Annotated in this window: 17 protein-coding genes; 8 read left to right on the plus strand and 9 right to left on the minus strand. The window is 65.9% G+C overall.

Annotated features, from left to right (window positions below; translation table 11 throughout):
* Positions 1-42: 42 nt before the first annotated feature.
* From WMC41_RS15310 to WMC41_RS15330, 5 genes are read left to right on the plus strand one after another with little or no spacing between them, the layout of a single operon-like run.
* Positions 43-993 carry an ABC transporter permease gene (locus WMC41_RS15310; RefSeq protein ID WP_272806238.1) on the plus strand — a complete coding sequence of 317 codons (951 nt, stop codon included), beginning with the start codon at positions 43-45 and terminating at the stop codon, positions 991-993.
* Positions 994-1,004: 11 nt separating this feature from the next.
* The gene (locus WMC41_RS15315) at positions 1,005-1,886 is read left to right on the plus strand and encodes an ABC transporter permease (protein WP_432344480.1); all 882 of its coding nucleotides are present in this window, start codon (positions 1,005-1,007) and stop codon (positions 1,884-1,886) included.
* 4 nt (positions 1,887-1,890) lie between these two features.
* Entirely contained in the window at positions 1,891-3,213 is a 1,323-nt protein-coding gene (locus WMC41_RS15320) for an NAD(P)/FAD-dependent oxidoreductase (protein WP_432344482.1), read from the plus strand.
* Between the two features lie 15 nt (positions 3,214-3,228).
* Positions 3,229-3,576, plus strand: a complete 348-nt coding sequence (locus WMC41_RS15325; protein WP_272806241.1) for a cupin domain-containing protein — start codon at positions 3,229-3,231, stop codon at positions 3,574-3,576.
* Positions 3,577-3,599: 23 nt separating this feature from the next.
* A complete protein-coding gene (locus WMC41_RS15330) occupies positions 3,600-5,219 on the plus strand; it encodes an ABC transporter ATP-binding protein (RefSeq protein ID WP_432344484.1) in 1,620 nt (539 codons plus the stop codon).
* Positions 5,220-5,419: 200 nt separating this feature from the next.
* Here the strand turns inward: WMC41_RS15330 and WMC41_RS15335 are convergent, their stop codons facing one another.
* Positions 5,420-6,310 carry a hypothetical protein gene (locus tag WMC41_RS15335; protein ID WP_432344487.1) on the minus strand — a complete coding sequence of 297 codons (891 nt, stop codon included), beginning with the start codon at positions 6,308-6,310 and terminating at the stop codon, positions 5,420-5,422.
* Between the two features lie 556 nt (positions 6,311-6,866).
* Between WMC41_RS15335 and WMC41_RS15340 the strand changes: the two genes are divergently transcribed.
* On the plus strand, positions 6,867-7,883 hold the full coding sequence (locus WMC41_RS15340; protein ID WP_432344489.1) for a LacI family DNA-binding transcriptional regulator: 1,017 nt from the start codon (positions 6,867-6,869) through the stop codon (positions 7,881-7,883).
* 2 nt (positions 7,884-7,885) lie between these two features.
* On the opposite strand, the gene WMC41_RS15345 is transcribed toward WMC41_RS15340, so the two are convergent.
* The 4 genes from WMC41_RS15345 to WMC41_RS15360 all read right to left on the minus strand — a co-directional run bounded on the left by WMC41_RS15345 (position 7,886) and on the right by WMC41_RS15360 (position 10,773).
* Positions 7,886-8,929, minus strand: coding sequence for a Gfo/Idh/MocA family protein (locus tag WMC41_RS15345; RefSeq protein ID WP_288083672.1), 1,044 nt, complete (start codon positions 8,927-8,929; stop codon positions 7,886-7,888).
* Positions 8,930-8,936: 7 nt separating this feature from the next.
* Positions 8,937-9,722, minus strand: a complete 786-nt coding sequence (locus WMC41_RS15350; RefSeq protein ID WP_245082187.1) for a ThuA domain-containing protein — start codon at positions 9,720-9,722, stop codon at positions 8,937-8,939.
* Positions 9,723-9,829: 107 nt separating this feature from the next.
* The gene (locus WMC41_RS15355; protein WP_245082189.1) at positions 9,830-10,171 is read right to left on the minus strand and encodes an SMR family transporter; all 342 of its coding nucleotides are present in this window, start codon (positions 10,169-10,171) and stop codon (positions 9,830-9,832) included.
* A 41-nt stretch (positions 10,172-10,212) separates the two neighbouring features.
* On the minus strand, positions 10,213-10,773 hold the full coding sequence (locus WMC41_RS15360) for a TetR/AcrR family transcriptional regulator (protein ID WP_272806247.1): 561 nt from the start codon (positions 10,771-10,773) through the stop codon (positions 10,213-10,215).
* A gap of 137 nt (positions 10,774-10,910) precedes the next feature.
* Between WMC41_RS15360 and WMC41_RS15365 the strand changes: the two genes are divergently transcribed.
* Together WMC41_RS15365 and WMC41_RS15370 are read left to right on the plus strand one after the other, a co-directional pair.
* Positions 10,911-11,327: a group II truncated hemoglobin gene (locus WMC41_RS15365; RefSeq protein ID WP_245082195.1), complete on the plus strand. Its 417-nt coding sequence runs from the start codon at positions 10,911-10,913 to the stop codon at positions 11,325-11,327.
* Between the two features lie 4 nt (positions 11,328-11,331).
* Entirely contained in the window at positions 11,332-11,697 is a 366-nt protein-coding gene (locus WMC41_RS15370; protein ID WP_432344494.1) for a DUF423 domain-containing protein, read from the plus strand.
* Between the two features lie 2 nt (positions 11,698-11,699).
* Here WMC41_RS15370 and WMC41_RS15375 read toward each other — a convergent pair whose 3' ends face one another.
* From WMC41_RS15375 to WMC41_RS15390, 4 genes are all read right to left on the minus strand, one after another.
* Positions 11,700-12,071: a bleomycin resistance protein gene (locus WMC41_RS15375; protein ID WP_272806249.1), complete on the minus strand. Its 372-nt coding sequence runs from the start codon at positions 12,069-12,071 to the stop codon at positions 11,700-11,702.
* A complete protein-coding gene (locus WMC41_RS15380; protein ID WP_432344496.1) occupies positions 12,068-12,382 on the minus strand; it encodes an antibiotic biosynthesis monooxygenase family protein in 315 nt (104 codons plus the stop codon). The genes WMC41_RS15375 and WMC41_RS15380 overlap by 4 nt, the downstream gene beginning before the upstream one ends.
* A gap of 72 nt (positions 12,383-12,454) precedes the next feature.
* Positions 12,455-12,724 (minus strand): hypothetical protein, encoded by a 270-nt coding sequence (locus WMC41_RS15385; RefSeq protein ID WP_245082203.1) that lies wholly within the window; start codon positions 12,722-12,724, stop codon positions 12,455-12,457.
* The gene (locus tag WMC41_RS15390) at positions 12,721-13,116 is read right to left on the minus strand and encodes a DUF2325 domain-containing protein (protein WP_245082243.1); all 396 of its coding nucleotides are present in this window, start codon (positions 13,114-13,116) and stop codon (positions 12,721-12,723) included. The genes WMC41_RS15385 and WMC41_RS15390 overlap by 4 nt, the downstream gene beginning before the upstream one ends.
* Positions 13,117-13,442: the final 326 nt, after the last annotated feature.

The raw sequence follows: 13,442 nt of genomic DNA on the forward strand, positions 1-13,442 counted from the left end.
CCATCTCGCCCAGGGCCCGCATTCACTGCAAGGAACCGGAAAATGGCCCGATTTCTGATCGGCAGGCTTTGGCAGAGCATCGTCCTCCTGCTGCTCGTCTCGCTCATCGGCTTCATGGTGCTCAACCTCGCCCCCGGCGGCCCGCTCTCGCAATTCGCGCTGACGCCCGGCATGACGAAGGAGGCGCTGGACCGTATCGCCGAGCAGATGGGGCTCAACAGGCCGCTGCCGGTGCAATATCTCGACTGGCTTTGGAAGCTGGTGCAGGGCGACTGGGGCCGGAGCTTTCGCGACAACCGCCCCGTTCTGGAAGTGATCAACAGCCATCTCTTCGCCACACTGCTGCTCATGGGAGCTTCGACCTTCCTGTCGATGCTGATCGGGGGCTGGATCGGCATCCGCAGCGCGATCCGGCAGGGCTCCGCCTTCGACTACGCGATGACGGTCGCGTGCTTCGTCGCCCTCTCCATCCCGACCTTCTGGGTGGGTCTAGTGGCGATCTTCCTTTTCTCGCTGCGGCTGGGCTGGCTGCCGGCGGGCAACATGTACACCGTCGGCGACGGCTCCTTTTCGGACATCCTCGTGCATCTGGTGATGCCCGCCTGCGTGCTCGCGCTCGTCAACGTGGCGATCTGGGCCCGCTACATGCGGACGGCCACGCTGGAGGTCATCAACCAGGATTTCGTGCGCACCGCCCGCGCCAAGGGCCTGCCGCCGCGCCGCATCCTCATGAAGCATATCGTCGGCAACGCCCTTCTGCCGATGATCACCCTCGCCGGCATGCAATTGCCGACGCTGCTTGGCGGCGCACTCGTGACGGAGACGGTCTTCACATGGCCCGGCATGGGGCGGCTCTTCCTCGATAGCCTCGGCTACAACGATTATCCGGTCGTGATGGGGCTCCTCATGTTCTCGGCCATCCTCGTTCTTATCGGCAATCTCCTCGCCGATCTGCTGGTCGCCTTCGTCGATCCGCGCATTCGTCTTGAATAGGAGGCGTGAAAATGACATCCGCTTCTTCATCTCCCACTCTCCGCCGCCGCTTTCGCGACAATCGTGCCGTCCGCCGCTTCGCGCGCAACCCGCTGGCACTGCTCGGCCTGTTCATGGTGCTCGGATTGACGGTCGCCTGCTTCCTCGGGCCGCATCTTCTGCCCTTCGACGAGCTCTATATCGACCTGCGCGCCCGTTTCGCGCCGCCCCTGACGGGCGCCCATATCTTCGGAACGGATCCGCTCGGCCGCGATATCGCGGCACGGCTGTTCCATGCCGGGCAGGTTTCCATGACGGTCGGTTTCCTCGCCATGGTGATCTCCACGGTCATCGGCACGGTGGTCGGTGTCGTCGCCGGCTATCGCGGCGGCTGGACGGGAACGGTCCTGATGCGCCTCGTCGATGCCTTCCTGTCCTTCCCCTCGGTCTTCCTGCTGCTGACGCTCGCCGCCTTCATCAAGCCGAGCCCGATGACGATCACGCTCATCATCGCCTTCACGAGCTGGATGGAGGTGGCGCGCATCGTGGAGGCGGAGGTCAAGTCGTTGCGCGAGCGGGAATTCGTCATGGCCGCGCGCATGCTGGGCCTGTCGAACGGCTGGATCATGTTCCGCGAGATCCTGCCGAACGTGATGGGGCCGATCGTTGTCGCGGCAACGCTGACCGTGGCGCGGTCGATCCTGATGGAGGCCTATATCTCCTTCCTCGGCTACGGCATCCAGCCGCCGCTGCCGAGCTGGGGCAACATGCTCAACGGCGCGCAGCAGTATCTCGCGGCCGCTCCCTGGCTCGCCATCGTGCCCGGCCTTGCCATCACCATCGCCGTCACGGGCTTCAACTTCATCGGCGACGGCCTGCGCGACGCCCTCGACGTTCGTTCACACAATGGGTGACAGGATGACCAAGTTTTCCCCCTTCGACCAATCCTACTGGTTCGCTTCCGCGCCGCCACCGCCGGAAACCGAACGGCTTACCGGCGAGAAGGTCGTCGACGTCTGCATCGTCGGGGCCGGCTATACGGGGCTCACCACCGCGATCGAACTCCGGCGCAAGGGCGTTTCAGTCGCCATCCTCGAGCGCGAGGAAGCCGGCTACGGCGGATCGGGCCGCAATGCCGGCCATTGCAGCCCCACCTTCTCCTACTATTCGCTGGACAAGATCCGTTCGCTTCTCGGCCAGCCCTGGGCGGAACGCCTCATCCACCGCCAGACGCGCGCCGCCGATCGCGCCGCGGACTATATCCAGCACTACGGCATCGACTGCGAATGGGTGCAGAACGGCCTCGTCATCGGCGCGATGCGCCCCGGCCACCTGCCGCCCCTCGAACACAAGACCGAAAGCTACAACGCCGTGGGCGCGCGCACCCGCATGCTCGACCGGGACGAGATAACGCGCATCACCGGCAGCCCGCGCCTTTACGGCGGCTGGCTGCACGAGGAAGGCGCGCACATCCATCCGCTGAAATATGCCCGCGGCCTTGCGGCGGCGGCGATCAGCGAGGGCGCCACGCTCTATACCCGGTCGCCGGCAAAACGCTGCGAGAAGACCGGCGGCAAGTGGAAGGTGGTCGGCGAAGCGGGCCATGTCATCGCAGACAAGGTCATCTTCGCCACCGGCGCCTACACGGTGGAGGGCTGGCCCGATCTCGACAAGAGCTACCGCATCATGCCGGTCTATGTCTGCGCCACCAATCCGCTGTCCGATCGTGCCCGCGAAACGGTGCTGCCGCAGAACACGACCATGATCGACGGACGCGGCGACTTCTACTGCTACAAATGGACCGCCGACAACCGCATCGTCGCCTCCATGTTCCTCAAGGGGCCGCGCGGCCGCGACATCGCCTATTCGAAGACGGTCATGACCGACCGGCTGAAATGGCTGCACCCGCAGCTGACCGAGGCGGTGCGCTGGGACTACTTCTGGTTCGGCGAGCTGGACATGCAGTACCGCACCGTTCCCCGGCTCTACGGCCTTGCGCCGGGCGTCGTGGCCCTCACCGGCCTTTCCGGCCGGGGCGTGCCGACCGGCACCATGCTCGGCGGCATCCTTGCGGACTGGGCGATCGGCACGCCGGAACAGGATCTCGACCTCAAGGTCGAGCCCCTGCATCGTGCGCCGTGGTGGATGGACTACGGCCCGAGCTACAAGCTGCGCGAGATGCGCGCGGTCGACAATTTCATGAGCAAGCGGGGCGGCGTGGAGCTGCCGCCGCATTCTTGAGAAGGAGGACGAACCATGTCGATCTACTGGAACGTGAAAGACGATACCGGCCGCACCGAGGCGGCCGTGGCGGAAAACGGCGCGCAATCCTATCGGCGCATGATCTGGGAGGACGAGGGCGACAGCGCGGCTGCGGTCAAGGCTGCCGTCTGGATCGCCGAGCCCGGCATCTATCCCTACCCCGCCCGCGCGCTGGAGGAGACCTTCGTGGTGATCGAGGGCGAAGCCGATTGCCGCATCGGCGACGGTGAGAAACGGCGCATCGGGCCGGGCACGATCGTGGTCGTTCCGAAGGGAGAGACAGCCTGGCTGGACGTGCTCACCCCCTTCCGCAAATTCGCGATGGTCGTACCCAAGCCCTGACCCGCCTAACGAAGGGGAGCCCCATGACAGACCTTCACCGCAATCCGGCCGGAACGATTCTCGCAGTCCGCTCGCTCGACGTGAGCCTTCCGCGGAACATGGAACGCAGTCATGCGGTGGAGGGCGTCTCGCTCGATCTCAGGCAGGGCGAGATTCTCTGCGTCGTCGGCGAAAGCGGCTCCGGCAAGTCCGTGACCGCCAGCACGGTCATGGGCCTGCTGCCGCCCGCCATGCGGGTGACAGGCGGGGAAATCCTCTACAAGGGGCGCGACCTCCTCACCATGCCGGAGGCAGAGCGCCGCCAACTGCGCGGCAAGGCGATCTCGATGATCTTCCAGGATCCGCTTTCGGCGCTCAATCCGCTGATGACCATCGAGGAGCAGATCGACGAGGTTTTCGTCGCCCACGGCGTGACGAACCGCGCCGAGCGGGAACGTCGCGTGCTGGAACTCATCACCGAGGTCGGGCTTCCCGATCCCCCGCTGATCCGCAAGCAATATCCCTTCCGTCTTTCCGGCGGCCAGCGTCAGCGCGTGATGATCGCCATCGCGCTGGCCCTCGATCCCGACATCCTGATCGCCGATGAACCGACGACGGCGCTCGACGTGACCATCCAGGCGCAGATCCTCGACCTGATCCGCCGGCTGCAGGCGAAGAAGAACACGAGCGTCATGTTCATCACCCACGACTTCGGCGTGGTGGCCGACATCGCCGACCGGGTCGTGGTGATGGAAAAAGGGCATGTGGTGGAGGAAGGCACCGCCGATGCGGTGCTGCGCAATCCGCAGCATCCCTACACACGCCGGCTGATCGCCGCGGTTCCCCGCCTGCGTGAGGCGGAGAACGAGGTGAAGGCGGGCGAAACCGTTCTGGAGGTGCGCGGCCTCAGCAAGACCTATCGCAGCCATGCCGGCCTTTTCGGCAAGGTGCGGGTCGTTCCGGCCGTCGAGGACGTCTCCTTCACGCTTCACCGCGGCGAGACGCTGGGCGTCGTCGGGGAAAGCGGATCCGGGAAATCCTCGATGGGCAAGGTGCTCATGAAGCTCGTGGAGGCGGATGCCGGCGAAATCCTGCTCGGCGGTCGCGACATAAGGCCGATGGGCGAGGCCGAGTTCCGTCAGCTCCGGCCCCGCATCCAGATGATCTTCCAGGATCCCTTCGCCTCGCTCAATCCGCGCCTTACCATCGGCACGTCCCTGACGGTGGGTCCCGTCGCCCATGGGCTCGACCGGAAGGAGGCCCATCGCCGGGCGCTCGGCCTCCTGGAGCGCGTCGGGCTCGGCGCCGCCGCCTTCGAGCGCTATCCGCACGAGTTCTCCGGCGGCCAGCGCCAGCGCGTCGGCATAGCGCGTGCCCTGATGTTCGATCCGCAGATCATCGTCGCCGACGAGGCCGTCTCGGCGCTCGACGTCTCCATCCAGGCGCAGATCCTGCAACTGCTCGCCGAGGTACAGGCGGAAAAGCACCTCGCCATGATCTTCATCACCCATGACCTGCGCGTCGCCAGCCAGATCTGCGACCAGGTGATCGTGATGAACCGTGGCCGCGTGGTCGAGGCCGGCACGCCGATGCAGATCTTCCACAACCCGCAGGAAGCCTATTCGCGCCAGCTCATGCAGGCGATCCCGGGCACCGACCTGTAGCATTTGCCGTTGCTCTGCGGGGCATTGCCTGCTGAAGCCCTGCGATTGACGACACGCTACAGAAGTCTACCCTTGTCAGTCGATATCGGCACCAGCTCCATCGGCCGGTGCGTCTTGCCCTCGCCGAGAAGGGTGTCCGTGCGCATCTTTTCCGACGGACGCGTCCGCAGTCGAAAACCTCGCTCGCCGTCGCCCTTGGGTCAGGCTTGCGGCGGCGCCGGCTGATCCGTGCCCGCAAGGCCGAGGGCGGCGCGCAGCGTCGACTCGCTCTGCCGGGCGAACCGGTCGGCGGCCAGGCGGCCGCGGGCTTCGTCCCTCGGCGGCAGCGGGCCGGCCAGCCGCTCCGCGATCCCGTCCGCCGTCATCGGCACATGCGGGATGTTCTCGACGATGCACAGGCGATGGGCAACGGAACCGTAGCGCACGACGGCCGGGATTCCGAGCTGCGCGGCCCGTCCGAGAACGCCCGAGGCGTGGTCGCCGATGGGCGGATAGAAGCACCAGATCGCATCGCTCGCGGCATAGGCTCCGAGCAGTTCGGCATCCGAGACGCTGCGGTTCACCGCAACGCCGCCCGCCTCGCGGAAGGCCGCCGCATAATCGTCGACAGCCCGCTCGATCCTGCCGCAGGAAATGAACTGGAAGCGCGTCCTGAGGGCGGCAACGCGCACATAACTGTCGGTGAAAAGGTCGAAACCCTTGCGTCGGCTCTGCGTGCCGATCGCCGTCAGAACCAGGCGCGCACCCGGCTGCCGCTCGCTGCGCAGCAGTTCCACCGCCTCCCGCTCCTCGTCCGTCAGGTCCCAGAGCTGGAAATCGTAGATCCAGCCTTTCGCGATCGTAGAAAAGGCAGGGAATACGCTGAAGGGAAGGATGGTCAATGTGTGGATGGCGCGGAAACGCTTCAGCCACCGGAGGACGGCGCGTTTCCAGCGACAGGAGCGGCGGGACGAGACCGACAGCGGCATCGGCCGTAACAGCAGGCCCGCCGTCCGCCGCCCGGTGAGGGCCCGCAGCAGGCTGACCGCGACATAGAGCAGGAAGGCCTCCTCCACCATCAGGAACAGAACGGGCGCACGCGACAAAAGCACGGCGCGCAAACCGGCCCGGCGCGCACCGAAAAGCCGCTCCAGGACGCGCAGGTAGGACGGGCGGCGACCGCTCTCCCCCCTGGAATAGACGAGCGGCGCGCCCGTACGCCCCCGGACCCGCGCCCGCCGCGTCCGCCAGAGCCATCCACGCGCAGGTGTGCCGAGATTCTGTGCACCGAGATTTTGAGGCTGCAGATCCAATCGCGCAGACGAACCCGTTGCAGCCGGCAAGTCCGAGCCCGCCTGCATGACATTCCCCCGAAAATCATCGCCAAATGTCGTCCGGACCGTCCCGCCCGGGAAGAAGTGCAATGGCCGCCTCCGCCGCCATCACGGAAACATCAAAATCCTGGAGTGACGCTCGCCCCGCCACAACCCTTTCGTTAATATTTTCACTTTAGCGTGTCATTCTGGGAATTCAAGCCCAACCCCACAACCATAGCGGACGGTCGGCGTGCAAGGTCCGGCTTCACCGGGATATAAGCCCCAGCTTGCCGCCGCGTGCCGGAGGGGCCATAAAGGCCCGGAACAGACCGGCCGCGCCCAGGGACGAAGGATGAACCTCAAGGAATTTGCGGCCCGCATCGGCCTTTCGCAGACCACCGTCAGCCGGGCGATGAGCGGCTATCCGGAGGTGCGGCCCGAGACGCGGCGACGCGTGCTGGAAGCGGCGGAAAAGCTCGGCTACCGGCCGAACATCAGCGCGCAGCGACTGGCGACCGGCCGGGCCGGCGCGATCGGCATGGTCTTCCAGGGCGGCGGGCGCTTCGGGCCGCATTCCAGTGAATTCATGGGCGGGCTCTCGACCCGGCTGCAGGAGGACGGCATCGACATTCTCGTCTCGACCGTCGAGACGGAAGCGGAGGAGGCCGCCGCCTATCGCCGGCTGGCCGCCAGCAAGCGGGTGGACGCGGTGGTCGTCCACACGCCGGCCTGCGCGGATGCCCGCATCGCTCTTTTGCAGACCTTGGCGCTACCCTTCATCGTGCACGGGCGCAGCACGGCAGAACGCCCCTTCGCCTTTCTCGACATCGACAATTTCGGGGCGATCGCGACGGCGGCGGGCTATCTTGCCGATCTCGGCCACCGGCGCATCGCGCTCATCAACGGCGACACGACCAGCACCTATGCGCAGGACCGGAGCAGCGGGTACCGGACGACGCTCGAGGCACGCGGCCTCACCCTCGATCCGGCCCTTGTCGGCCATGGCGAGTTCACGGACGAGACCGGCTTCCGGCTGATGCAGGCTTTCCTCGCCCTCCCCGCGCCGCCGACGGCGGTCATCGCCGGTTCGATGATGTCGGCGCTGGGCGCCATGCGGGCGATCCGCATTGCGGGGCTTGCCGTGGGTGCGGATGTCTCGCTCATCGCGCATGACGACGTCTTCCCCTATCTCAGCCCGGACAACCTCGTGCCATCCGTCACGACGACGCAATCGCCGATCCGCGCGGCGGGCGAGCGCATCGGCGACATGGTCCTGCGGCTGTTGCAGGGCGAGGCGCCGGAGGCGCTGCAGGAGGTCTGGCCCGTCGATTTCCGCATTCGCGGCTCGACCGGCCCCACCCCGGCCTGAGGTCAGACCTTCAGCTCGCGGCGTTCCCTTTCGGTCTCGATCGCAAGGTCCAGAACCTTCTGCAGCTCGGCCGCATGGCGGAAGCCGGGCTCGACCTGCCGGCCCGCCATCACGGCGGCGGCGAAGCGCTCGTAGTTGGTCGGCACGGTGCCGGCATCGAGCTCGCGCCAGACGGCCTGCTCGACATCCTCCCCGAGGCACCCGCGAAGGCGCGACCCTGCGGGCGTGTGGATGACCTCCAGGGCGCCCCTGTCGCCATGCATGCGCAGGCGCAGCTCGTTGAGGTGGCCGGTCGCCCAGCGGCTCGCATGGATGACGCCGAGCGCGCCGTTGGAAAAATCGACGGTCATGGTGAAGCTGTCATTGGCGTCAAGGTCGTATTCGCCGATCCGGTTGTCGGGCGCCTTGTCGAAGGCCCGCAGCCGCGCGAAGACATGCTCCACATCGCTCGCCGCGCCATAGCTGGCGAAATCGAGGATGTGGATGCCGACATCGCCAAGCACGCCGTTCGAGCCGTGCCGGGTGGAAAGCCGCCAGAGCCACTGGCTTTCCGTCGCCCAGTTGCCCCAGGCCTTGGAGACGAGCCAGCTTTGCAGGTACGAGGCCTCGACATGGCGCACATGGCCGAGTTCGCCGGCCAGCACCATCGCCCGCGCCTTCTGCAGGGGCGCCACGTTGCGGTAGGTGAGGTTCACCATGGTGACGAGGCCTGAGGCCTCGGCGGCGCGCGCCATCTCGTCCGCCTTGGCATAGTTTTCCGCCAGCGGCTTCTCGCACATCACATGCTTGCCCGCCGCAAGCAGCGCCAGGGTGGTCGGGTGATGGGCGCGGTCGGGCGTCACGTTGGTGGCGGCATCGAAGCCGTTCCAGGTAATGGCGTCCTCCAGCGAGGTGAAGACGTTGGGAATGCCGTGCGTGTCGGCAAAGGCCTTGGCGCGCAGGGGGTCCACATCGACGGCGCCGACCAGGTCGACGCCATCGATCGCGGCAAAGTGCTGGGCATGGGTATTGGCCATGCCGCCGGTTCCAAGAACGAGCAGGCGCATTGTTTCCTCAGCGATATCCGGCTTCGCCGGCTTCATGCAGTTTCGGGCCGCGCTCGACGATCGGCTCCAGCGCCTTTTCGACCGGCACGTTCGGTGCGTCATGGATCGCCGTGTAGGTGCCCTGCGGGTTGAAGGCCCATTTCACGCCATTGGCGAGCACCTTCTGCACGGTGGCATCGTGATAGGTCGGATAGGTCTCGTGGCCCGGGCGGAAATAGAAAATGTTGCCGGCGCCGCGGCGCCAGGTCATGCCGGACCGGAAAACCTCGCCGCCGGCGAACCAGGAGATGAACACCGTCTCCAGCGGCTCCGGCACGGAGAACTGCTCGCCATACATCTCCTCGTTTTCCAGCACGAAGTTCTCGCCGAGACCCTCGGCGATCGGATGGCGCGGATTGATGACCCAGAGGCGCTCGCGCTCGCCGGCCTCCCGCCATTTCAGGGCACAGGGCGTGCCCATCAGCCGCTTGAAGATCTTCGAGAAATGGCCGGAATGGAGGACGATGAGGCCCATGCCTTCCCAGACCCGTCTCGCCACGCGCTCGACGACGTCGTCGCTGACGGCGCCATGGTCCTTATGCCCCCACCAGACGAGTACATCCGTCTCGGCAAGCCGCGCCTCGGCAAGGCCGTGCTCGGCTTCCTGCAGCGTCGCCGTGCCAGCGCTGATCGACGGATCCCGGTTCAGCGCCTCGGCAATGGTGGTGTGCATGCCGTGCGGATAGATCGAACGCACGATCTCGTTGGTCTGCTCGTGGATGTTCTCACCCCATACGATGGTGCGTATTGCCATGTGCCGTTCCTCTGAGCCAAAAATTGAAACCGCTTTCAATTCGGCGGAACCGATAGAGACAGACCCGATTCTTGGCAAGCGGGGGTCTTGTCGATTCCCGTCGTCTTTCAGTGGAATGTCGATTTGGAGAAAAGGTTCAGCACAAGCACGCCGGCAATGATGAGGCCGAGGCCGAGAACGGCGGCAAGATCGAGCTTCTGGCCGAAGACGAAATAGCCGACGAACGAGATCAGCACGATGCCGAGCCCGCTCCAGATGGCATAGGCGATGCCGACCGGCACATAGCGCAGGCTCCAGGACAGGAAGAAGAAGGCGATGGCGTAGCAGACCACCATCATGGCGGTCGGCACGACCCGCGTGAAATGCTGCGCGGCCTGCATGGCCGAGGTGCCCAGCACTTCGAAGACGATGGCGACGACGAGGGCGGCGTAGACGGAGGTGAGGTTCATGGCGTTTCTCTGGCGCCCGCGGGCGCAAATCGTATCGGGGATCAGGAGCGCGTCAGCGCCAAGAGCCGGTCCAGCATGGCCGCGCGGGTTGGCGCATCCATGGTCGGCGAGCCGAGAAGATCGGCAAGCCAGAGGCCGTCCACGGCGTAGCGCACCAGCATGGCGTCGAGCGCGGAATCCGTGCCGACATTTTCCGCAAGGTATCGCTCCACCCATTGTCGCCAGCGCTCGCGCAGGTGCGGCTCGGAAATGAGCGCGACGGTCAGCACCTTCCACTTCTCGCCGTCGGCCAGCCCCTCCGGCAGGAAGAAGACCGAGATATAGGCGCGGGTGAAGCGGCCCTTCGGCTCCGGGTCGTCCCGCATCCTGTCGGCGATCGCCCGGTCGAACTTGTCCGTCAGATCGGTGAACAGGCCGTCGAGCAGCGACAGCTTGTTCGGGAAATGGTGCAAAAGGCCACCCTTGCTGACACCCGCCGCCTGGGAGACCGCGTCGAGCGTCACGCTCGCCGGCCCCTTCTCCAGCGACAGCTTCGCCGCGACCTCCAGCAATTGCTGGCGGACGGCTTCCGGGTGCTTCTTGCGGTGGTGGGCCTTGCTCATGCCGTAAACATACCGTCTAGACGGTTTCTTGTCAATCACGCTGAAAATGCGGAGGACGGCGCGCTTCGTCGCAGGCGAATAGCCGGCATTGCCTGCCGCGAATGCGGGCGGTAAGACCGGGGAAACGGGAGAGACCCATGACGGACACGACCGACAACCAGCAGCGTCAGGGCGAGACGATCACCCTCTACGAGGCGATCGGCGGCGATACGGCCGTCAGGGCGCTGACGCACCGCTTCTACGTGCTGATGGACACATTGCCGGAAGCCGCGCGCTGCCGCGCGATCCACCCGCCGGACCTTTCCGGCAGCGAGGAAAAACTCTACGAATACCTGACGGGATGGCTCGGCGGGCCGCCGCTCTACACGGAAAAGCGCGGCCACCCCATGCTGCGCCGCCGCCATTTCGTGGCGCCGATCGGCCCGGCCGAGCGCGACGAATGGCTGCTCTGTTTCATCCGCGCGCTGGAGGAGACCGTGCCGAGCGAAGGCCTGCGCGCCATCATCCTGGAGCCCGTCACACGGCTCGCCCATCACATGCAGAACCAGGAATAGCCCGATGTCGTTTCCGCTCCGCTCCGCGAGCCTCTTCGTTGCCGGCCTGATGGGGCTGACAGGCGTCGTCACCGCCGCCGCGGCCTCGCATGGCAGCGATCCGCGCCTGATGGCCGGCGCCTCCGCCATGTGCCTTGCCCATGCCCCGGCGCTGGTGGCGCTTCATGCCGCCTGGCCAGGCCTGCGCACGGCGGCGCTTGCGTCCCTGCTGCTTGCGCTCGGCACCGCGCTTTTCGCCGGCGATCTCGTCCTGCGTCATTTCGCAGGGCACGGTCTCTTTCCCATGTCCGCCCCGACCGGCGGCGTCACCATGATGGCAGGGTGGCTGGCGGTGGCGCTCGGCGCCTTTCTGCCGCGCAGGGAGCGCTGAGATCAGCGCTTCGGAATGCGCCCGAAACGCAGGAGATTGCCGTGCGGATCGTGGATGTGGAACTCTTCCATATTCCACGGCCGCACCGTCATCGCCGACAGCGTCGGTACATTCCGGGCGCTGAACTCGCGATGAAGCTCGCCAATGCCGCCGCCGCGCAGATAGACGGAGGTGCGCTCGCAGAGCGTCCGGTCATCGGTGCGCCAAAAATGCAGCTCCATGCCGGGGCGTCGGACGATCAGGTAGTCGTCCGCCCGGTACACGACCTCACCGAAGCCCAGCAGCGTCGTGTAGAAGCCCCGTGTCTCGTCGATATCGAGCGACGGCAGGACCGGCAGTACCTCGATGCGGTCGGGATCATCGATCCCGCTCATGCGCCCTCGACGACGCTGAAGCCTTCGAATTTCGGCGGGCCGAGATAGATGCCCTTGTCGGCCGCGGCGCTCTTGTGCGCCTGCCGGAAGTTTTCCGATTTGGTCCAGGCGATGAAGTCGTCCTTGCTCGACCAGACCGAATGGGAGGCGAAGAGGGTGAAGCCCTCTTCCGCATTGGTGTCGCCCCTGAGGAGATGGAATGACTGGAAGCCCGGCATCTCGCCAAGGCTCGAATCGCGCCCCTTCCAGATAGCCTCGAAGGCCTCTTCGTGACCGATGGCGATCCGGAAGCGGTTCATGGCAAAGAACATGGAAAGACCTATCCTTTTCGACCGCGATCCCGGATGCAAGCCACTTTGCACATTTGCCGGAAAGGCGTCCTGTCAGAGCGAATCCCGCCGCAGGCGGCGCGGCTGCGGGAAGGCTACGACATTGTCGTTGCGCGCTTCAAGAGCCGGCGTGCCCTCAAAGCTTGCAGTGCGCGCCGGCGGGCGGGCGCTTGCCAGCGGGAATTCCGTGACATTCTCGCTTTCCAGCATATCCGCCCGACGCGTCAGGAGGGCATAGAGTTCCGGCACAAGGCCGTCGCCGTTCTGGGCGGCCAGCTTGTGCAGGCCGATCATCATGAAGGCGTCGGGTCTTTCTTCATTCACTGGGTGGTCTCTCCCTGGCTCATGCTCTGCAGGGCGCGCTCGAAGGAGGATTTGCTGCCGTTGCGCAGCGGCACGAAGGCCTTCTCCCACTTCTTGCAGCCCGTCTTCACGCGGATGCAGGCATCATGGCTGATACAGTCGATGGGGCAGAAGACGCAGTCGACCGAGGGCAGGACGTTGTCGATGCGGGAAACCGCCTCACGCAGGCCGCCGTCATGGTGGATGAGGTTGGCGCCATAGGAACTGGCGATCTGGCGCAGATGCGCCACCTGGCAGTCCCGGCCGCCGACATAGAGGAAGCTGCGCCCCTCGAGGCCTGCCTTGCCATCCGCCTTGTCAGCCGTTTCCGTCTGCTGACGGGCCTGCTGCTGCTGCCTGTGCTTCTCGCGCATCGCCTTCCTCTCCGCTTCGCCGGTCCGGCGCTTGATCTTGGTGACTTCCACGCTGCGGGGCGCCTGCGGCGCCCGTATCTCGACCCGCGGGGCCGCGGCCGGCGCGACCGCCGCCGTCGTCTCCTGCGGTGTCGCAATCTGCTTCTTGAGTGCGGCGACCTGGCGCTCCAGATCCGCAATGCGCCGGTCACGCTCGGCGATCATCGATTTCAAGACCGCTTCGGCGCGGCCTGCAGTCACATAGTTCATGCATGGTCCCCGTTGGCACTCCGCGTCGGCGGAGCCTCAGTTCGAGGGGCAACCTACAAAACTTGATTTTCAGAGTA

It is taken from the genome of Shinella yambaruensis, assembly GCF_050859155.1.
Classification (GTDB): domain Bacteria; phylum Pseudomonadota; class Alphaproteobacteria; order Rhizobiales; family Rhizobiaceae; genus Shinella; species Shinella yambaruensis.

Bases quoted from the DNA above. Each gene is read 5' to 3' on its own strand.
- WMC41_RS15310 (WP_272806238.1), top strand. From the start codon at position 43: ATGGCCCGATTTCTGATCGGCAGGCTTTGGCAGAGCATCGTCCTCCTG.
- WMC41_RS15315 (WP_432344480.1), top strand. From the start codon at position 1,005: ATGACATCCGCTTCTTCATCTCCCACTCTCCGCCGCCGCTTTCGCGAC.
- WMC41_RS15320 (WP_432344482.1), top strand. From the start codon at position 1,891: ATGACCAAGTTTTCCCCCTTCGACCAATCCTACTGGTTCGCTTCCGCG.
- WMC41_RS15325 (WP_272806241.1), top strand. From the start codon at position 3,229: ATGTCGATCTACTGGAACGTGAAAGACGATACCGGCCGCACCGAGGCG.
- WMC41_RS15330 (WP_432344484.1), top strand. From the start codon at position 3,600: ATGACAGACCTTCACCGCAATCCGGCCGGAACGATTCTCGCAGTCCGC.
- WMC41_RS15340 (WP_432344489.1), top strand. From the start codon at position 6,867: ATGAACCTCAAGGAATTTGCGGCCCGCATCGGCCTTTCGCAGACCACC.
- WMC41_RS15345 (WP_288083672.1), bottom strand. From the start codon at position 8,929: ATGCGCCTGCTCGTTCTTGGAACCGGCGGCATGGCCAATACCCATGCC.
- WMC41_RS15350 (WP_245082187.1), bottom strand. From the start codon at position 9,722: ATGGCAATACGCACCATCGTATGGGGTGAGAACATCCACGAGCAGACC.
- WMC41_RS15355 (WP_245082189.1), bottom strand. From the start codon at position 10,171: ATGAACCTCACCTCCGTCTACGCCGCCCTCGTCGTCGCCATCGTCTTC.
- WMC41_RS15360 (WP_272806247.1), bottom strand. From the start codon at position 10,773: ATGAGCAAGGCCCACCACCGCAAGAAGCACCCGGAAGCCGTCCGCCAG.
- WMC41_RS15365 (WP_245082195.1), top strand. From the start codon at position 10,911: ATGACGGACACGACCGACAACCAGCAGCGTCAGGGCGAGACGATCACC.
- WMC41_RS15370 (WP_432344494.1), top strand. From the start codon at position 11,332: ATGTCGTTTCCGCTCCGCTCCGCGAGCCTCTTCGTTGCCGGCCTGATG.
- WMC41_RS15375 (WP_272806249.1), bottom strand. From the start codon at position 12,071: ATGAGCGGGATCGATGATCCCGACCGCATCGAGGTACTGCCGGTCCTG.
- WMC41_RS15380 (WP_432344496.1), bottom strand. From the start codon at position 12,382: ATGTTCTTTGCCATGAACCGCTTCCGGATCGCCATCGGTCACGAAGAG.
- WMC41_RS15390 (WP_245082243.1), bottom strand. From the start codon at position 13,116: ATGCGCGAGAAGCACAGGCAGCAGCAGCAGGCCCGTCAGCAGACGGAA.